15 protein-coding genes and 2 tRNA genes are annotated in these 18,682 nt (G+C 60.5%); 14 read left to right on the top strand and 3 right to left on the bottom strand.

The genetic code is table 11. The annotated features are described in order from the left end of the window. Nucleotides 1–1,669: vWA domain-containing protein (locus tag HMPREF2990_RS09380; protein ID WP_070764338.1), on the top strand; the 1,669-nt coding region annotated here is incomplete at its 5' end. Between the two features lie 308 nt (nt 1,670–1,977). Next, the gene (locus tag HMPREF2990_RS09385) at nt 1,978–3,414 is read left to right on the top strand and encodes a YjiH family protein (protein ID WP_083317116.1); all 1,437 of its coding nucleotides are present in this window, start codon (nt 1,978–1,980) and stop codon (nt 3,412–3,414) included. Nucleotides 3,415–3,439: 25 nt separating this feature from the next. Here the strand turns inward: HMPREF2990_RS09385 and hutG are convergent, their stop codons facing one another. Further along, nucleotides 3,440–4,390, bottom strand: coding sequence for a formimidoylglutamase (gene hutG / locus HMPREF2990_RS09390; RefSeq protein WP_070764340.1), 951 nt, complete (start codon nt 4,388–4,390; stop codon nt 3,440–3,442). Nucleotides 4,391–4,426: 36 nt separating this feature from the next. Here hutG and HMPREF2990_RS09395 point away from each other — a divergent pair, with 36 nt between their 5' ends. The 10 genes from HMPREF2990_RS09395 to HMPREF2990_RS09440 all read left to right on the top strand — a co-directional run bounded on the left by HMPREF2990_RS09395 (nt 4,427) and on the right by HMPREF2990_RS09440 (nt 14,466). Beyond that, complete coding sequence (locus HMPREF2990_RS09395) at nt 4,427–5,161, top strand: IclR family transcriptional regulator (protein ID WP_070764342.1); 735 nt, start codon at nt 4,427–4,429, stop codon at nt 5,159–5,161. Between the two features lie 33 nt (nt 5,162–5,194). Continuing rightward, nucleotides 5,195–6,742: a histidine ammonia-lyase gene (gene hutH / locus HMPREF2990_RS09400; protein ID WP_070764344.1), complete on the top strand. Its 1,548-nt coding sequence runs from the start codon at nt 5,195–5,197 to the stop codon at nt 6,740–6,742. Between the two features lie 172 nt (nt 6,743–6,914). After that, nucleotides 6,915–8,081 (top strand): acyl-CoA dehydrogenase family protein, encoded by a 1,167-nt coding sequence (locus tag HMPREF2990_RS09405; protein WP_070764346.1) that lies wholly within the window; start codon nt 6,915–6,917, stop codon nt 8,079–8,081. Nucleotides 8,082–8,093: 12 nt separating this feature from the next. After that, nucleotides 8,094–9,239 (top strand): CaiB/BaiF CoA transferase family protein, encoded by a 1,146-nt coding sequence (locus HMPREF2990_RS09410; RefSeq protein WP_070764348.1) that lies wholly within the window; start codon nt 8,094–8,096, stop codon nt 9,237–9,239. Nucleotides 9,240–9,251: 12 nt separating this feature from the next. Continuing rightward, nucleotides 9,252–10,649 carry a YjiH family protein gene (locus HMPREF2990_RS09415; RefSeq protein ID WP_141757870.1) on the top strand — a complete coding sequence of 466 codons (1,398 nt, stop codon included), beginning with the start codon at nt 9,252–9,254 and terminating at the stop codon, nt 10,647–10,649. Nucleotides 10,650–10,774: 125 nt separating this feature from the next. After that, nucleotides 10,775–12,466, top strand: coding sequence for a urocanate hydratase (gene hutU, locus HMPREF2990_RS09420; RefSeq protein ID WP_083317117.1), 1,692 nt, complete (start codon nt 10,775–10,777; stop codon nt 12,464–12,466). Between the two features lie 97 nt (nt 12,467–12,563). Next, nucleotides 12,564–13,757 carry an imidazolonepropionase gene (gene hutI / locus HMPREF2990_RS09425; RefSeq protein WP_070764350.1) on the top strand — a complete coding sequence of 398 codons (1,194 nt, stop codon included), beginning with the start codon at nt 12,564–12,566 and terminating at the stop codon, nt 13,755–13,757. A gap of 118 nt (nt 13,758–13,875) precedes the next feature. After that, nucleotides 13,876–13,949: transfer RNA gene (locus tag HMPREF2990_RS09430), tRNA-Asp, on the top strand. A 22-nt stretch (nt 13,950–13,971) separates the two neighbouring features. Beyond that, a tRNA-Phe gene (locus HMPREF2990_RS09435) sits at nt 13,972–14,044 on the top strand. A gap of 125 nt (nt 14,045–14,169) precedes the next feature. Continuing rightward, nucleotides 14,170–14,466 (top strand): GNAT family N-acetyltransferase, encoded by a 297-nt coding sequence (locus tag HMPREF2990_RS09440; protein ID WP_070764352.1) that lies wholly within the window; start codon nt 14,170–14,172, stop codon nt 14,464–14,466. An 18-nt stretch (nt 14,467–14,484) separates the two neighbouring features. Here HMPREF2990_RS09440 and epsC read toward each other — a convergent pair whose 3' ends face one another. Both epsC and cysK read right to left on the bottom strand, forming a co-directional pair. Continuing rightward, on the bottom strand, nt 14,485–15,072 hold the full coding sequence (gene epsC, locus HMPREF2990_RS09445) for a serine O-acetyltransferase EpsC (RefSeq protein ID WP_070764354.1): 588 nt from the start codon (nt 15,070–15,072) through the stop codon (nt 14,485–14,487). Nucleotides 15,073–15,245: 173 nt separating this feature from the next. Next, the gene (cysK, locus tag HMPREF2990_RS09450; RefSeq protein WP_070764356.1) at nt 15,246–16,181 is read right to left on the bottom strand and encodes a cysteine synthase A; all 936 of its coding nucleotides are present in this window, start codon (nt 16,179–16,181) and stop codon (nt 15,246–15,248) included. Nucleotides 16,182–16,451: 270 nt separating this feature from the next. Between cysK and ramA the strand changes: the two genes are divergently transcribed. Together ramA and murA are read left to right on the top strand one after the other, a co-directional pair. Beyond that, nucleotides 16,452–17,291 (top strand): acetate metabolism transcriptional regulator RamA, encoded by an 840-nt coding sequence (ramA, locus tag HMPREF2990_RS09455; RefSeq protein WP_038594659.1) that lies wholly within the window; start codon nt 16,452–16,454, stop codon nt 17,289–17,291. Between the two features lie 51 nt (nt 17,292–17,342). Continuing rightward, nucleotides 17,343–18,599 (top strand): UDP-N-acetylglucosamine 1-carboxyvinyltransferase, encoded by a 1,257-nt coding sequence (gene murA / locus HMPREF2990_RS09460; RefSeq protein ID WP_070764384.1) that lies wholly within the window; start codon nt 17,343–17,345, stop codon nt 18,597–18,599. Nucleotides 18,600–18,682: the final 83 nt, after the last annotated feature.

Below are 18,682 nucleotides of genomic sequence, written 5' to 3' on the forward strand. Positions count from 1 at the left end.
CGGTGCGCAGGAGTCGAACGCGCCGGACAACCGCGAAAAGGGCTGCCGGGACATTCAGACACTCGTGCCGGTGGGCTCGCTGGACAGGCAGGAATTTGGCGCGGCTATCGACGGGCTCACGCCCAAGGGTTACACGCCGATGGGTAACGCGCTGCGCAAGGCGGCGGAGGAGCTCGGGGATGAAGGCGAGCGTTCCATCATCCTGGTCTCCGACGGGATTGACTCCTGTGCGCCGCCGGAGGTCTGCGACGTGGCAAAGGAGTTGGCAGGTCAGGGCGTGGATCTGGCGATCCACACCGTGGGGTTCAAGGCGGATGAGGAAGCGCGCGCGGAGTTGGAGTGCATTGCCGAGGCTGGTGGCGGGCAGTTCCTTGAGGCCGCTGACGCCGGCAGCCTGGCCGAATCGCTGAAGTTCCTCGCCCAGCGCGGGGTGGACACCTACAAAGCCGACGGCACGCCCTTCGAGTTTGCGGACAGCCCGGAAGATGCGAAATGGCTGGGTGAAGGCCAGTACCGGACGAAGATCCCTGCCGACGCTAACTCTGAGCAGAATCAGTACATCCGTCTCTCGATCCCGCCGCGTCACCATGGTCACGTCGTGGTGACGCCGATGTGGCAGACCGATGGCGACTGGGACTGGTCCAACGCGAAGGTCGAATTCAAAGACATAACGAACGAGGGCGAGGAAAACTGTGGGGTCCACTCTGCGCCCGTCACTGCGAGGCAGATGCACGGAAGGACGTACCCTGGCGGCTTCGCAATGAAACGAAACCACGGAACAAGCCTCGATTGCGATATGAGTGACATCCTTGTCGCCACGCAGCTTTCCGGCGTGGACGATGCAGCGCCGGAGGGTGTAGACGTCGAGGTACAGGTGTTCTACGAGCCGGTCGCGGATGAGGCGCAGGAAGAGGAGTGGGAAGCAAACCCGCTCGCCGAGCCCAGCGAGTACTCGGGCGAGCTGAAGGTGGAAAACCCGGAGCCCCTCAACGGCGGCACGAGCTTTAACGACGCCGCAGAGATCACGGAGGGCTCCTACTCTGGCGTGATCGTGCCTGGTGAGTACCGCTATTACAAGATCACCGTCTCCAACGGGCAGCGCCCCGTTGTGACTGCGAAGTCAGGAAAGTCGCTTACGGGTGCTGCTGGCAATATCCAGTTCGGCGTGATGGATCCGCTGCGCCACGATCGTGCCCAGTCTTCGCTGGGGCTCTACGACGAAGAAAACGAAGAGGGGCCGATTGCCCCTGCGGCGCGCGTCTGGCCTGGGATTGACGCGCCCTACCAGGGCGACTATTACATCTGGTTCAGCCAGGACTGGGTCTACGGCAAGACGGCACCCACCGGAGTGGAGCAACCTTATGAGTTTGCGGTCGCCCTCGATGGCGAGCCAGCCGAAGGCGGGCCGGACTGGGTACCCACCAGCGAGCCGGGGCCGGAGCCAGCAGACGAGCCGATCAAGTTTGACGCGGCGTCCGAGAGCGAAACCGAAAGCACCGCGGAGAGCTCAGCTGCCGAGGAGGTCGACACCGAGGCACAGGGCCAGGACGACGAATCTGGCGGTTTCGGATTGGTGCCGATGCTGCTCGGCGGGGCAGTGGTGCTGCTGCTCATCGCGGCCGTGGTGGCGCTAGTGCTGCGGCGGAAGTCGAGTGACGGCTGGCAGTAAGCGTAGAAGGGGGCAGTCGATATGACTGCCCAATATCGCTACAGGGCGCGCCCGGGAATTGGGCACAGAGCCGGTGGCCCCGCACACAGCGTGTGGGGCCACTTTGCGTTTCTGTCGGCACGGAGATCCCGCTCGGTTCGATGATTAGGGGATAGCTTTGTGAGAGATGAGAATCTTTGAGTTTTCGCTGTGCTGTCAGTCACTTTTATGAAATAATGACTACTAGCCACGATCGGGTCGGGAAAGTGGCCTAAGGGGAATTGTGGCTTTGGGGCACAACATTCTTCGAGGAAGCTGAAAGGATTTTCATGGATAAGGCCTCTGAGCGGCCGCACTCGCGACGCAGATATTCGCCAGCGTGGCCGGTGAAGAATTTGCCGGCGGGTTCGCATGTGCTGGACGACGGACCTATTCAAGGAGACGACGCGAGCGCAACGTCGGAAACAGATCCAGAGCCGAAGGCCGTGTGGCGTTTTTTCGTCTATAGTGCCATCGGCCTTTTTGCTTTCTTTGTGCCGTTTTCCATCAATGGCTCAAGCTCAACGATCTTGCTCGACCATATCGTCACGTGGATTACGGACATGCTCGGTCAGGGCACTCGATATTTGGCATTGCTCGCCATCGTGGCGGGTACCGTGTACCAGTTCATTACTGGACGATGGAAAGAAGACTATGCACGCATGGCCTTTGCCTTCCTTTCAGTGTTGGCAATCGTGTTGTGCGCGATGGTCACATTTGGCGTTGGTCCGGAATGGCTGCTCAACCCGGAAATCGGACCGTTTGTCCTAGATAAACTTGTCATCTCTGTTGGGATGCTTATCCCGGTCGGCGCGGTCTTTCTCGGATTGCTGGTGGGCTTTGGACTCATGGAGTTTATCGGTCTGATGGTCCAGCCGATCATGCGTCCGGTATTCCGCACTCCTGGAAAATCCGCGGTCGACGCTGTGGCGTCTTTCCTTGGCTCCTATTCGCTCGGTCTGCTTATTACGGACCGCATGTATAAAAACGGCAGCTACAACGGTCGGGAGGCTGCGATTGTCGTGGCCGGATTCTCCACCGTCTCTGCCACGTTTATGGTGATTGTGGCCAAGACGCTGGACATGATGGAGCACTGGAACATTTACTTCCTGGTCACCTTCATCATTACTTTTGTCGTCACGGCGATCGTGGTGCGGATTCCCCCGTTGAGCCGGATCCCCGAGGAGTACTATCCAGGTGCTACGCCTCACCCAGAAAAGAAGATCACAGGTAATCGTTTGAAGGCCGCGTGGCGCGAAGCGAAGCTGGAGCTCGAGCGCGCGGATTCTTTAGGCAAGGTGCTGTGGTCGAACTTCCGTGACGGGCTGACTATGGCAGTGCAGGTCACGCCAGGCATCATGTCGGTGGGAGTAATCGGGCTTTTGCTCGCCACCTACACTCCGGTGTTCAAAGCACTCGGCGTGGTGTTCTACCCGGTCGTGTGGCTGCTCGGCCTGCCGGACCCTTGGGCAACTTCCGGTGCGCTGGCAACCGGTCTCGCGGAAATGTTCCTGCCAGCAACACTGGTGGCGGGAACCGACGACATGGTGTTGAAGTTCACCATTGCCGTGGTGTGCGTGAGTCAGATTTTCTTCTTCTCGGCGATGGTGCCTGCTGTCCTCGCGACGGACATCCCTCTCGACATTGTCAAGATGGTCATCATCTGGTTCATCCGCGTCGTACTCACGGTGCTCATCACGGTGCCTGTGGCACACCTGCTCTTCTAGGCACCGGATGAAGCGCTTTTGCTGCCTATGCGGATGTTTTGGCAGCCATGACCGCATCGTTAATGAGCCGCGCCGCGGCTTTAGCGGTGCGGTTATCCACATCAAATGCAGGGTTGAGTTCGACTACGTCCAGGAGGGCCACCCGCCCGGTGGCAGCGACAGCGGAGACCATAGCGCGGAGTAAGGCGAACTCCACCCCAAAGGATGCGGGGGCGGACACTCCCGGAGCGACTGCAGCTGGCAAGACATCCAAGTCGATGGACAAGTGAATCGGGCGATCGCCGCGCACAGCGGTGAGCGCGCGTTCGGTAGCTTCACGTACGCTCAACTCCGCTAGCTCGGTGTCTAACACGGTGTTGACCCCGAGCTGTTCAGCGGTATCAAAGAGGGTTGCTGTGTTGTTGGGGCGGGAGATACCGAAGACTGAGTAGTCAAATTCCTTGCCCACAAGGTCTGCGATCTGCCGAAATGGAGTGCCGGAGGTCGGTTGATCCGCGGCGCGGAGATCAAAGTGCGCGTCGAAATTGAGTACCTGCATCGGTCCGATCGCCTCGAAAGCACCGCGGTGGGTCGCGAACGATGTTTCGTGTCCGCCACCGAGTACCACTGTCATGCCAGTTTCACCCTGCGCGTTGACTAGTTCGCGTACGTGATCCGAAAGCTCGCGTTGGGCAGTCTCTAGGTCGTTTTCCTGAGTGGTGACGGTGCCGACGTCGATGAGCTGGCACTCCTGGTGGACCGCGAGGGATCCGAGCGCACTTCGCAGAGCCATTGGACCTTCAGCTGCGCCTTGGCGGCCCCCATTTCGCTCAACACCCTCATCAGAGGCGAAGCCGATGAGGTGGACTGCACCGGCCGCGGGCTGTGCAGAAGTGTCGATGACGCTATGCCATCGCGCGTGCTCGGGGCCAGGACCATCGTTGCGTCCGGTCCATGCGGGGGCAGGGGAGAAAAGTGGCGCGGTTACGGTGTTCATGCGTCTCAAGCCTAGCGTCGATGCATACTGGGCGTGATGAAGAAACGACAAGTCCCAGCTGCCCATAACGTCCTGCGCATTCTCGCGTTGCTGTCTGCCACCGACATTCCAATCTCCGCATCACGAATCCAGCGGGAGCTTGATCTGCCGCGCTCGACTACCTATCACTTGTTACGGGAGCTGGAGGATTCTGGGTTTGTCGTGCACCTGGAGTCAGCTGGTACGTACGGGCTAGGGTTGGCGTCTTATCGTATGGCGCAGGCTTACACGACGCAGCAACCCTTGGTGAGACTGGCGACGAAGCCGCTTGCACAGATCGCCGGGATCGCTGGTGGCTCGTCGCATCTCTCGCGCCTTGCTGGCTCGGAAATCGTCTATTTACACGAGGTGCGCGCGCCGGGTGCCGTATCCCTGGTGACAGAGGTGGGAGTACGGCTGTCGTCGCTAACTACTGCCTCGGGCCGCATCATGCTTGCGTATTTGCCAGAGACGGAGCTGAGGGCTGTCTTCAATTCCTCGGGCGAGCGACTCCGTTTTCGGGAATACAAAGAGACACTCGCTGCTTATCGACGGCAAGGGTGGGCTACCGAGTGCGAGGAAGTATCCCGCGGGCAGGAGTCTGTTGCGGTGGCTGTTCTTGACCATCTAGGTCGGCCTGCTGCAGCACTTGCGGTGACATTTCCCGCCGGTACTGCGAATACAGAACAGCTTGCGCTGGAACTGCAACATGCGGCTACGCGCCTACAGGCGCAGTTCTTTGGAGATTTATGACATAGGACACATTTCTGATCTAGTATCGCGCCCATGGCACAAGTGCAGAAAGTTACAGTTGGAATCGGCCCACTTTCCATCGATGAGGTTGTCGCCGTGGCGCGCTCCGGTGCGGAAGTCGTTATAGACGCGGCCGCGGTGGAAGAGATGGGCAAAACCCGAGCCCGTATCGAGGAACTCGCCGCTGACCCCACCCCGGTGTATGGCGTGTCCACAGGCTTTGGTGCCCTGGCGACTCGTCATATTCCCGAACACCGACGCGCCCAATTACAAGTCTCTCTTGTTCGCTCTCACGCCGCTGGCTCTGGCCCCGAAGTTGAAGAAGAAGTCGTCCGTGCGATGATGATGTTGCGCCTATCTACCCTGTGTACAGGGCGGACAGGGGTGCGACCGGTCGTTGCATCAACGTATGCGGCTGCACTCAATGCAGGCATCACGCCGATCGTGCGTGAGTATGGCTCGCTCGGTTGCTCCGGTGACTTGGCACCCCTGGCCCACTGTGCGCTTGCTCTACTGGGGGAAGGTGAAGTGCGGGTTCGCGGTGGTGAAGTTATGGAGGCAGCGCAAGCACTCACCGCCGCCGGGATCGAGCCGCTAAGCCTGCGGGAGAAGGAAGGCTTGGCGCTCATTAACGGGACAGACGGCATGCTCGGCATGCTCTGCCTGGCAATCACCGATCTGCGCGAGGCTGCCAAAGTATCTGACATCGCCACTGCTATGGCAGTGGAAGGGCTTGCGGGCACACTTGCCGTGTTCGACGAGGATCTCCAGCAGTTACGTCCTCACCCAGGTCAGGCCGACGCTGCCTACAACGTCCGCACCATCGCCGCAGGCTCGCAGATTCTCGAAAACGCGCATGAGGAGTTTAAATCCACGCGCGTGCAGGATGCGTACTCGGTGCGCTGTAGCCCGCAGGTGGCAGGCGGTCTTCGCGATACGCTCGCACATGTCACCACGGTGGCCAATCGTGAACTTGCTTCTGCGATTGATAATCCAGTGGTGGCGATGGATGGCCGGGTGACGTCCAATGGAAATTTTCATGGAGCGCCGGTGGCCTATGCGCTTGATTTTTTGGCCATTGTGGTCGCTGATTTGGCGTCGATAAGCGAGCGCCGCTCCGACCGTTTTCTTGATCCCGCACGTAATCGGGGACTGAATGCGTTTTTGGCGAGCGATCCGGGGGTGGATTCTGGGCATATGATTGCCCAGTACACGCAGGCTGGGATCGTCAGCGAGCTGAAGCGCAACGCGGCACCCGCGTCTGCTGATTCAATCCCATCGTCCGCGATGCAGGAAGATCATGTGTCAATGGGGTGGGCGGCTGGTCGAAAACTACGTCGCAGTGTGGATGGGCTGCAACGGGTGCTGGCGATCGAGATGCTCACTGCTGCCCGCGCCATCGACATGCGTGACGGCGAGCCGGCGAATGGAACGGCTGCTGCGCTTGGAGTGCTCCGCCAGCGTGTGGAGGGCCCCGCGTCCGATCGCTTCCTCGCGCCGGAGATTGCCAGCTCTGTAGGGCTCGTCAAAGGGGGAGACTTTGTAGCTGCGGTGGAGGCCGCAGTGGGTGAATTGCGGTAGCGGGCACAGCACTTCGAGCGAAGCCGCTGATGTGGGTTGGCCATATCAGCAAGGGGAAGCTCTGTCTCGTATCCCAGACATGCAGCTGATTTCCGCCATTGTGAGTCACGCAATACTTCTTAGGCTGTTATCTACACCATATTTCAGCAAGGAATGTGATTGGAGGCTCACAATGGCTGGCCGTTACCCGAATGGTGACTTTTACGACTTCGAAAGCGAACTCCCTGCAGAAGAGAGGGAGATTCTCTACCGCGTCCGCGGGTGGACGCAGGAGAAAGTGCTCCCGATTGCAGTGGACTACTGGAACCGCTCAGAATTTCCGCATGAGTTGCTCCCGTCGATTGGGGAGCTCAACATCATCAGCCTGGTGCGTGGACAAGGTCGCTCCCGGCTGCTCGCTGGTCTGGTAGCAGCGGAGATTCACCGCGCCGACGGTTCGGTCGGCACATTTTTCTCGGGGCAAGATGGACTGTTCACGGGGAGTATTGAGCTCTTAGGCTCCGAGGAGCAGAAAGAACGCTGGCTCGACGACTTGTATGCCGTGCGAAAGACGGGTGTGCTGGCAATCACCGAGCCGGAGGCAGGCTCCGATGTCGCTCAAGGCATGCGAACCACTGCCACAAAGGTTGATGGCGGGTGGATCCTGAACGGCGCGAAACGGTGGATTGGCAACGCTACCTTTTCTGACTACGTCGCGGTATATGCCCGCGACCCTGAGGATGAGCAGGTCAAAGGCTTCATCGTGGATACCACGGCTGAAGGCTACAAAGCGACATTGATGGAAAACCGCATTGCTATTCGCGCAGTGCAGAACGCTGACATCACTCTTGACAACGTGTTCGTGCCAGACAGTGACAAGTTGGAGGGAGCAAACTCCTTCAAGGACATCAACAAAGTGTTTAAGAGCGCACGCTCTACGGTGGGCTGGCAGGCCGTCGGTACACAAATGGGTGCCCTCGATGTCGCGCTTGGCTATGCGGACGAGCGCATTCAGTTTGGTAGGAAAATCTCTTCGTTCCAGCTCAACCAAGACAAGCTGGCAACGATGCAGGGCAACTTGGTCGCAAGCGAGTCCATGATGGCCCAGTTGGCCCGTATGGAAGAGCGCGGGTCGGCAAACAACGAACAGTCCGCACTGGCGAAGGCGTTCACGTCAAAGCTGATGCGCGAGAGTGTGGCGCTTGGCCGCGAAATTATGGGCGGCAATGGCCTCATCTCCGACTATCGCATGGCGAAGATCTTCAACGATGCCGAGGCTATCTACTCCTACGAGGGGACCTACGACATCAATCAGCTCATCGTTGGCCGCTCGATCACCGGTGAATCCGCGTTTGTTTAGGGGGAGGAAAACATGAATGCACCACTTTCCGGTATCCGTGTCCTCGACCTTTCTCGGGTACTTGCTGGGCCCTTCTGCTCGATGATCTTGGCTGATCTTGGCGCGGAAGTAATCAAAGTCGAGTCCCCGTGGGGTGACGATTCCCGTCAGTTCGGTCCGTTTGTTGAGGGGAAGTCGGCGTACTACCGCTTGTTTAATCGCTCAAAATTGGGCATTACGTTGGACTTCAAGAATGAAGACGACAAAGAAGTACTACGGGATCTCGTACGACGTGCTGATGTCGTCGTGGAGAACTTTCGTCCCGGTGTATTGGAAAAGCTCGGCCTTGCGCCAGCGGAGCTGTTAAAGGTTAATCCTCGCCTGGTGGTCACCAGTATCTCCGGCTTTGGGCAAACGGGATCGCTGTCAAAAGAACCAGCGTACGACCTGGTCGCGCAGGCGATGAGTGGGCTGATGTCAATCACTGGCTGGCCGAACAGTAAGCCCACGCGAGTAGGAGTTTCGCTCGGTGATCTCATCCCCGGCCTCTACGCAGCGCTCGGTACAGTTTCTGCGCTCTATCAGCGAGAATCCTCTGGGAAGGGGCAGCACCTGGACCTTGCGATGTACGACTCGCTGATCTCCGTCATGGAATCTGTGGGCATGCGCGCGCTTTACGACGAGACGCCGCCCACCCGTATTGGAAACGACCACGGCCTTTCCGCTCCCTTCTCGACCTACGCGACCAAAGACGGCGACGTGGTTATTGCAATCACCACGAATCGACTGTTCGAGCGTCTCGCTAAGGCATTGGGAATGCCGGAACTCGCAACTGACCACCGGTTCGCCGAGCCAGTTGCTCGTTCCGAAAACAGGGTTGCGCTGCGCGAGCTGATTGAAGAAGCCCTAAGCACAAAAACTCGATCAGAAACCATCACTCTGTTCGAGGAATACGGAGTGCCTACCGCGCGTGTCTACGAACTGGATGAGGCGTTGCGCAGCCCCTTTGCCCAGGAGCGCGGTGTGATTGCAGAGGAAGCAGACGGGTTTCGCACCCTTGCCACGCCGCTCAAGCTGGACGGGATGGGAGCGCCGAATCCGGCACCGACACTGGGACAGCACAACGACTGCATTGAGGGTTGGCTGAGCGAAGAACCGCGCACTGGACAGGTCCCATAAAGGAGCGACATCATGGAAAACTCTCAAGAGCAGCGCCGGGGTGGGAGCACACGCCGCATTGTTGGTGCGAAAGTCATCGCAGTTCCGTCCCCTCCGCCTGAGCGAGAAACGGGTGACGCTGAACCTAAGAACAAATGGAGGTTTTTCCTCTACAGCGCGATCGGTTCCTTCGCCTTCTTTGTTCCGTTTACGGTCGGAGAGAATAATACGATCCTGCTTGACCACATTGTCACCTGGTTGCAAGCCTCGCTTAGCGGTGCACTGCCGTACATCACCCTCGTCATGATCACAGCAGGGGCGATCTACCAATTCGCCTCAGGTAAGTGGCGGGAGGATGTCGCAAGGATGGTTTTTGCGTTCCTCTCTGCGTTTGCCGTGTTGCTGTGCGCGATGCTTGTTTTTGGGTTCGGCCCTGCTTTCCTCTTCGATGAGCGCCTCGGCCCGTTTATCCTGAACAAACTCGTAATTCCCGTTGGTCTACTCATCCCGGTAGGTGCGGTATTTCTCGGCCTGCTCGTTGGCTTTGGCCTCATGGAGTTCATCGGTGTGATGGTGCAGCGCTTCATGCGCCCGGTGTATCGCACTCCGGGTAAGTCGGCGGTGGACGCCGTGGCCTCGTTCTTGGGGTCGTACTCTCTGGGGCTGTTGATTACCAACCGCGTATACCGGACCGGTGGGTACACAGCGAGGGAAGCGTCCATTATTGCAGCGGGATTCTCTACGGCATCGGCAACCTTCATGGTGGTGGTGGCACGCACCCTTGACCTTATGCACATTTGGGGCGTGTACTTCGCAGTAACGCTGATCGTGTGTTTCTTGGTAACTGCCGTTATCGTGCGTATCCCTCCCTTAAGCACAATCCCCGACGAGTACTATCCAGGTGTCACGCCGCAGCCAGAGGAGAAAGTCGAAGGAAAACTTGTCTCGGCAGCATGGCGTGAAGCGAAAGCGTTCTTGGTGCAGGCAGAATCGCTGCCAAAAACGATCTGGCGCAACTTCAAAGATGGCGTGCTTATGACCATCCAGGTCATCCCGGGCATTATGTCCGTCGGCATCATCGGTCTCGCGCTGGCGTTTTATACCCCAGTGTTCCGGTTCCTCGGTGTGCTGTTCTACCCGCTTGCATGGGCGGGGCAGTTACCTGATCCGTGGCTTGCATCCGAAGCTTTCGCTATCGGGCTCTCGGAGCTTTTCCTCCCCGCGACGCTGGTAGCCGACAGCGGATCTGATGTCTTGCGCTTCACCGTAGGCGTGGTGTCCATCAGCCAAGTGTTCTTCTTCTCCTCCATGATTCCGGCGGTGCTGGCAACGGAGATTCCTTTGAAGATTAGCCACATGGTGATCATTTGGTTCCAGCGAGTGGTGCTCTCCATCATTCTGACCCTGCCCCTCGCGTACTTGATTTTCTAACTCTCTACCCGTGAACCGAGTCTCGTATATGAGACATGCCACGGTATTACCCACTTCAAACCGATTGTGATGGCCGTTACTATCGGGTCATCCGATCGATGAGGCAACAAGAAAGGATTTTTCACATGGCAAAGAACTGGTCCGAAGGTGCACGCGAGGTTCGCTCTCCGCGAGGTACCGAGATCACTGCAAAGTCCTGGCAGACTGAGGCCCCGCTGCGCATGCTGCAGAACAACCTTGACCCCGAGGTTGCGGAGCGCCCTGATGACCTCGTCGTCTACGGCGGCACCGGTCGTGCGGCACGTAGCTGGGAGGCCTTTGACGCGATCGTCGATACGCTGAAGGACCTCGAGTCCGACGAGACGCTGCTGGTTCAGTCGGGCAAGCCGGTTGGCGTGTGGAAGACCAACGAGTGGGCTCCGCGCGTGCTCATCGCCAACTCCAACCTGGTGGGCGACTGGGCTGACTGGGAGCACTTCCGCAAGCTCGAGGACGAGGGCCTGATGATGTACGGCCAGATGACGGCCGGTTCCTGGATTTACATCGCGACCCAGGGCATCCTGCAGGGCACCTACGAAACCTTTGCTGCTGTGGCGAAGAAGCGTTTCGACGGCACCCTCGCCGGTACGCTGACGCTGACCGGCGGTTGTGGCGGCATGGGTGGCGCGCAGCCGCTGTCCGTCACCCTCAACGGCGGTGCCTGCCTCATCGTCGACGTGGACGAGGGTCGTCTGAAGCGTCGCCAGGGCAAGCGCTACCTCGACGAGGTCACCACCGACCTTGAGGAAGCGATCAAGCTGGTTACTGACGCGAAGAATGAGAAGCGCGCGCTCTCCGTCGGTCTCGTCGGCAATGCTTCCGAGGTGTTCCCGGAGATGTTGCGCCGCCACCGTGCAGGCGAATTCACCGTGGACATCGTCACCGACCAGACTTCCGCACACGATCCACTGTCTTACCTGCCAACCGAGGTACCTTTCGAAACTTGGCACACCGAGGCCGCTGAGGACCCGACCACCTTTACCAAGAAAGCCCGTGAGGCCATGGCCGCGCAGGTCCAGGCAATGGTCGAGTTCCAGGACGAGGGTGCCGAGGTGTTCGACTACGGCAACTCCATCCGCGACGAGGCTCGCAAGGCTGGCTACTCCCGAGCGTTTGAGTTCCCGGGCTTCGTCCCGGCCTACATCCGCCCGCTCTTCTGCGAGGGCCTTGGCCCCTTCCGCTGGGTTGCGCTTTCTGGTGACCCGGAGGACATCAAGGTCACCGACCAGGCCATCAAGGAAGCCTTCCCGGACAACGAGCACCTGCACCGCTGGCTCGATGCTGCCGAGGAGTACGTGGAATTCGAGGGCCTGCCGGCACGTATTTGCTGGCTGGGCTACGGCGAGCGTGCCAAGGCCGGCGTGATCTTCAACAACCTGGTCAAGGAAGGCAAGGTCAAGGCGCCGATCGTCATCGGCCGCGACCACCTCGACTCCGGCTCTGTAGCCTCCCCGTACCGCGAGACCGAGTCTATGCTTGACGGCACCGATGCCGTGGCTGACTGGCCGCTGCTCAACGCCATGACCGCTGTGTCCGGCGGTGCGACCTGGGTGTCCATCCACCACGGAGGTGGCGTTGGCATGGGTCGCTCCATTCACACCGGCCAGGTCACGGTCGCAGACGGCACCGAGCTCGCCGAGGCGAAGCTCAAGGCCGTGCTCACCAATGACCCGGGCATGGGTGTGATCCGCCACGTGGATGCTGGCTACTCCCGCGCCGATGAGGTTGCAAAGGAGCGCGGCGTGCGTATCCCAATGAAGTTCCAGGCGCGCGACTAATCACGCCTCTCAACGCTGACGCACCTTTTTTTGGGGGGCGTCAGCGTTTACCTATTTTATTAATCTGGACCCTGCATATCCACTAAGAAAGGCACGTATGAGCACCTTCATCACTGGTATTTCTGAGCTGCGGACAGTTTCTGAACTCGGCACAATAAAGAATGCTGCCCTACTTATTTCAAACGGCGTGATTTCCTGGGTCGGACCTGCCCAGGACGCCCCGAAGGAAGCGGCCGAAGCTACAGAGACAATCGACATCGGCGGGCGCGCGGTCCTGCCCGGGTGGGGGGATTCCCACTCCCATATGGTCTTCGACGGCAACCGCGCCGAGGAGTTCGAGGCCCGCATGGCTGGCGAATCTTACGCCGCCGGCGGCATCGCCGTGACAATGGAGGCGACCCGCGCTGCCGGCGAGGAGCGCCTGGACCAATTAGTGGCGGAGCGCGTCGCCGCCGCCCAGGCCCTGGGTACCACGACCTTTGAGACCAAAACTGGGTACGGACTCGATGTAGATTCTGAAGCGGAAGCCGCCAGGGTTGCTTCCCGGCACGTAGATGAGGTGACGTTTCTCGGCGCACACCTCGTGCCGCCGGGGGCGGACGCTGACGAATACATCGAAGAGGTCGTCGGTCCGATGCTGGATGCTGTGAAGGACCACGTGCAGTGGATCGACGTGTTCTGCGAGCGAGGCGCATTCGATGAAGAGCAATCGCGCCGTGTCCTCGAAGCGGGCAAGAAGCTTGGCTTGGGCGTGCGCGTACACGGCAACCAACTCGGCGAAGGCCCGGGTGTGAAGCTTGCAGTGGAGATGGGCGCGGCGAGCGTTGACCACGTCAACTATGTGACTGATGAGGACATCGAGCTTCTGGCTGGTTCAGACACCGTCGCTACCTTGCTGCCTGCCTGTGACCTGTCCACCCGTGAGGACCTAGCACCGGGCCGCAAACTTATCGACGCCGGAGCCACCGTCGCCATCGCATCCAACCTCAACCCAGGCACGTCGTTTACGTCCTCGATGAACTTCTGTGTGACTACGGCAGTGCTGCAGCAGCATCTCACCCTTGATGAGGCCATCGAAGCTGCGACCACAGGTGGGGCAAAAGCACTGCGCCGTCATGATGTCGGTGGCGGCAAGGATCCTCAAGGACGCCCCGCTAAGGGGACACTCGTGCCAGGTGCCGCAGCCGACTTGCACATCCTCGATGCAGAAAACGCGATCAATCTTGCCTACCGGCCGGGTATGCCGATCACGTGGCAGACCTGGGTGGCGGGGAAGAAAGTCTACGGGTAGATGCTGCTCCCGGTCTCCTGCGAAGCCTGAAAAACCCTCCTGAGGTGCGGATTTGTTGCTATTACCGGTGCCATGTAAAGTAACAATCCGTGCCCGAGAGAGCACAACAAATCAATAAGGCCCTGTGGCGCAGTTGGTTAGCGCGCCGCCCTGTCACGGCGGAGGTCGCGGGTTCAAGTCCCGTCAGGGTCGCAGAACTGCCTCGTGTAGTTCCGGCCAGATAGCTCAGTTGGTAGAGCACACGCCTGAAAAGTGTGGGGTCGCCAGTTCGATCCTGGCTCTGGCCACACCCCAGCCCCTCCACACTGTGGAGGGGCTTCGTGTTGTGTACACGGGCCGCCATGGAGTATTCGGTAGGCTGGGCCACCAATTGAGCCAATGAACCCTAACGGAATTCTCAAAAGGAGCGATCATGTCGGAGACTGCAGGAACGAACCCGGAGCTTTCCAAGAACGAGGAAAAGGGCCAGTACGAGATCCACGTGGGCGGCGAGCTCGCCGGTTTCGCCACTTACACCGACAATGGGGACGCGCGCGAGCTGCCCCACACGGTTGTCGATCCCAAGTTCCGCGGCCAGGGCCTGTCGAAACCGCTGATCAAGTTCGCGCTTGACGACGCGCGCGTGGACGGCCGCACCGTCATCCCCTCCTGCCCGGCGGTGGCGCGCTACATCGTGCAGAACCCCGAATACAAGGACCTGGTCGAGTAAACCAGCGACTCTAACGGGCTAAATCACGTAGTGCCCGTTGTCGAAGTAGCAGTCCGGGTCCACGAGCTTGCGAACCTCGCTCTCCTTGCACTCTCGCGCCTTGGCGGGAATGCCCACCGCGATGGAGTTTTCCGGGATGTCCTTGGTGACCACTGCGTTGGCACCAACGGCGGAATTGGATCCGATGGTGACTGGGCCTAAGATTTTTGCGCCTGCGCCGATAGTGACGTTGTCGCCAATCGTGGGGTGGCGCTTAGTCTGCGTGAGTACCTGGCCGCCGAGTGTGACTCCGTGGTAGAGCATGACGCCATCGCCGATCTCCGCGGTTTCTCCGATGACGATGCCCATGCCGTGGTCGATAAAGAAGCGGCGGCCGATGGTGGCACCAGGGTGGATCTCAATGCCGGTGAAGAACCGGTTCGCCTGCGCGAGGATGCGTGCAAGACCCTTGATGTCGCGCTGCCACATCCAGTGGCAGATGCGGTGAACCCAAATCGCGTGGAGGCCGGAATACACGATGGCGTTTTCCACGTCGCCGCGAGCTGCGGGGTCATGCGCCCTCGCGTTGTCCAAGTCCTCTTTAATGCGCGAAAAGATGCTGAGCATGCGGGAGAGTTTACCTTTCGTTATCTGCCCGGTGAGACGGTGCAGGGTGTATCGCTACGACGGCCTCAAAGTAGGCAGGTCAGGGCGACGGGGGAGCAGGAATAAAAAATGAGCACCACCGGGATGGCGGTGCTCAATTGCATGCGCGTACCGAGTAGTACGCGCGGGACAGATTAGTCGCGGATGTCCTCGTAGAGGATGGTGGAGACGTAGCGCTCACCGAAGTCCGGGATGATGACCACGATGGTCTTGCCCTCGTTCTCCGGGCGTGCAGCGACCTCGAGCGCGGCCTTCACGTTTGCGCCAGCGGAGATGCCAGCCAGGACTGCGTCCTCGCGCGCCAGCTCGCGGGAGGTGGCGACGGCGTCCTCGTTGGAGACGGTGATGATCTCATCGACCTGGTTGCGGTCGAAGGTGCCCGGGATGAAGTTGGCGCCCAGGCCCTGGATCTTGTGCGGGCCAGCCTCGCCGGTGGACAGCAGCGGGGAGGCAGCCGGCTCGACGGCGATGTTCTTTACCTCGGCCTTCTGCTCCTTGAGGTACTTGCCAGCACCGGAGATGGTGCCGCCGGTACCCACGCCAGCGACGAGGATGTCTACCTCACCATCGGTGTCCTCCCAGATCTCCGGGCCGGTGGTGGCGTAGTGGATGGCCGGGTTTGCCTCGTTCTCAAACTGGCGGGCCAGAATAGCACCCGGGTCGTTGGCCACGATCTCGTCAGCCTTCTCCACAGCACCCTTCATGCCAGCGGCACCCGGGGTCAGCACGATCTCTGCACCGAAGGCGCGCAGCACCACGCGGCGCTCGGTGGACATGGTCTCCGGCATGGTGAGGATGACCTTGTAGCCCTTGGCCGCGCCAGCGAGGGCGAGCGCGATACCGGTGTTGCCGGAGGTTGCCTCGACGATGGTGCCGCCCGGCTTCAGGTCGCCGGACTTCTCAGCGGCCTCGATGATGGCCTTGCCGATGCGGTCCTTGACCGAGTTTGCCGGGTTGTAGAACTCCAGCTTGGCCAGCACGCGGGCCTTGGAGTCCTTGGTAATGCCTTGCAGCTCGACCAGCGGGGTGCCGCCGATGAGTTCCAGAACGTTGTTAGCAATCTTTGCCACTGGGAGATCAGCTCCTTAGTTGTTTTTGCTTTCGCGTTGTGGTGCTCACTATACACACAAAAAGTAGACCGGCTAGTTCATTCAAAACGAACTGCTTGGTTTGGAGGCTAGGCGGGGGTGGCGTGGCGTCGATAAGCAAAGGCTCGGGGCGTGGGGCTGAACTTTCACTACCCCCGATCGCGCGTTATGATGTTGGTGTTTCAATGTCAAGTTCGATCCAATGCCCCCAATGGGGGCACACGGATGGGTGGAAGGCACGCAGCAATGACCATGGATGCACAGCGGATTAAAGACGATGATGATGCAATCCGCGCCGCACTGACCGCGCTGAAAACGGCCACCGGCATCCCCGTGGCCATGTACGGGACCCTGCTGCCCGACGGCAGGCTGCAGATTACGCAGTGGATCGGGCTGCGTACCCCGGCGCTGCAGGACCTGGTGCTCGAGCAGGGGGCTGGCGTGGGTGGACGAGTGGTGAGCACTCGCCGCGCGGTCGGTGTGTCCGATTACACGCGCGCAAACGTGATTTCCCACGAGTACGACAAGCACATTCAGGACGAGGGGCTGCACTCCGTGGTTGCGGTGCCGGTCATCGTGCTGCGCGAGATCCGCGGCGTGCTCTATGTCGGTGTGCACTCGCCGGTGCGCCTCGGCGACAAGGTGATTGAAGAGGTCGCGATGACCGCGCGCACCCTGGAGCAGGAGCTGGCGGTGAACTCGGCGCTGCGCAACGCAGGCGACGGTAAGGCGAACCCGAAGACCGGCCGCGTGATGAATGGCGCGGAGTGGGAGCAGATCCGCGCGACGCACTCGAAGCTGCGCATGCTGGCCAACCGCGTCGACGACGACGCGCTGCGCAAGGAGCTCGAGCAGCTCTGTGACCAGATGGTTTCGCCAGTACGCATCAAGCAGACGACCAAGCTATCTGCCCGCGAGCTCGACGTGCTCTCCTGCGTTGCCCTCGGCCACACCAACGTGGAGGCTGCGGAAGAAATGGGCATCGGTGCCGAGACCGTGAAGTCCTACCTGCGCAGCGTGATGCGCAAGCTGGGCGCGCACACCCGCTACGAGGCGGTCAACGCCGCACGCCGCATCGGCGCGCTGCCCTAAGGGGTTAAGACGCCTGACGCCGCGGGTGCGGAGTTGAGTACAGTGGGGCGCGTGAAAGAGCGATTCCTTGTAACTGGCGGTAACCGACTTGAAGGCGTGGTCAAGGTTGACGGCGCGAAGAACAGCGTGCTCAAACTCATGGCCGCTGCACTGCTTACCGAGGGGACGACCACCCTGCACAACTGCCCCGAGATTCTCGACGTGCCCTTGATGCGCGATGTGCTTGTCGGCCTGGGCTGCGACGTGGAGATCGACGGGCCGACCGTGCGTATTACCACCCCGGCGAGGGTCTCGCCGCGCGCTGACTTCGAGGCAGTCAGGCAGTTCCGCGCCTCCGTCGCCGTGCTCGGCCCCCTGGTCGCGCGCTGCGCGGAGGCCTACGTTGCGCTCCCGGGCGGCGACGCGATCGGCTCGCGCCCGCTCGACATGCACCAGTCTGGGCTGGAGAAGCTGGGCGCGACCACGCACATCGAGCACGGTGCCGTGGTGGCGAAGGCCGACAAGCTCACCGGCGCGAAGATCAACCTGGATTTCCCTTCCGTCGGTGCCACCGAGAACATCCTCACCGCCGCAGTGCTTGCCGACGGGCAGACGGTCCTGGATAACGCCGCCCGCGAACCAGAAATCGTGGACCTGTGCGACATGCTCAACTCCATGGGCGCGCGCATCAGCGGCGCGGGCACGTCCACCATCACCATCGATGGCGTCGACGAACTGCACCCCACCGAACACTATGTGGTCGGCGACCGCATTGTCGCTGGCACCTGGGCGTACGCCGCGGCAATCACGCAGGGCGACATCACGGTCACCGGCATCGCGCCGCGCCACCTCCACCTCGCGCTGTCCAAACTCAAGCTCGCTGGCGCGAACGTGGAGACCTACGACAACGGCTTCCGCGTGCGCATGGACCAGCGCCCCAAGGCGGTGGACTACCAGACCCTGCCGTTCCCCGGCTTTCCGACGGACCTGCAGCCGATGGCCATCGCGATCAGCGCCGTCGCCGAAGGCGTCACTGTGATCACCGAGAACGTCTTCGAGGCGCGCTTCCGCTTTGTCGACGAAATGCTGCGCCTGGGTGCCGACGCCAACGTCGACGGCCACCACGTGGTCATCCGTGGCGTTGACCACCTGTCTTCCACCGACGTGTGGTCCAGTGACATCCGCGCGGGTGCGGGCCTGGTGCTCGCCGGGCTGGTTGCCGACGGGGAGACGACCGTGCACGAGGTGCACCACATCGATCGCGGCTACCCGAAGTTCGTCGAGCAGATCAACGAGCTCGGCGGGCACATTGAGCGCGTGCTTGCATAGCAACGTTTCTGGGGGCACATAACGAGCTTTGAGCGATGCTTGAAAACGTGCTGTGTGCTGGGGATTTGTGTTGGTGTGTGGGT

Source organism: Corynebacterium sp. HMSC071B10, assembly GCF_001814825.1.
Lineage (GTDB): Bacteria > Actinomycetota > Actinomycetes > Mycobacteriales > Mycobacteriaceae > Corynebacterium.

Excerpts from the sequence above, each read along its gene's own strand:
- HMPREF2990_RS09385 (WP_083317116.1), top strand. The coding sequence starts at position 1,978 with ATGGATAAGGCCTCTGAGCGGCCGCACTCGCGACGCAGATATTCGCCA.
- hutG (WP_070764340.1), bottom strand. The coding sequence starts at position 4,390 with ATGAACACCGTAACCGCGCCACTTTTCTCCCCTGCCCCCGCATGGACC.
- HMPREF2990_RS09395 (WP_070764342.1), top strand. The coding sequence starts at position 4,427 with ATGAAGAAACGACAAGTCCCAGCTGCCCATAACGTCCTGCGCATTCTC.
- hutH (WP_070764344.1), top strand. The coding sequence starts at position 5,195 with ATGGCACAAGTGCAGAAAGTTACAGTTGGAATCGGCCCACTTTCCATC.
- HMPREF2990_RS09405 (WP_070764346.1), top strand. The coding sequence starts at position 6,915 with ATGGCTGGCCGTTACCCGAATGGTGACTTTTACGACTTCGAAAGCGAA.
- HMPREF2990_RS09410 (WP_070764348.1), top strand. The coding sequence starts at position 8,094 with ATGAATGCACCACTTTCCGGTATCCGTGTCCTCGACCTTTCTCGGGTA.
- HMPREF2990_RS09415 (WP_141757870.1), top strand. The coding sequence starts at position 9,252 with ATGGAAAACTCTCAAGAGCAGCGCCGGGGTGGGAGCACACGCCGCATT.
- hutU (WP_083317117.1), top strand. The coding sequence starts at position 10,775 with ATGGCAAAGAACTGGTCCGAAGGTGCACGCGAGGTTCGCTCTCCGCGA.
- hutI (WP_070764350.1), top strand. The coding sequence starts at position 12,564 with ATGAGCACCTTCATCACTGGTATTTCTGAGCTGCGGACAGTTTCTGAA.
- HMPREF2990_RS09440 (WP_070764352.1), top strand. The coding sequence starts at position 14,170 with ATGTCGGAGACTGCAGGAACGAACCCGGAGCTTTCCAAGAACGAGGAA.
- epsC (WP_070764354.1), bottom strand. The coding sequence starts at position 15,072 with ATGCTCAGCATCTTTTCGCGCATTAAAGAGGACTTGGACAACGCGAGG.
- ramA (WP_038594659.1), top strand. The coding sequence starts at position 16,452 with ATGGATGCACAGCGGATTAAAGACGATGATGATGCAATCCGCGCCGCA.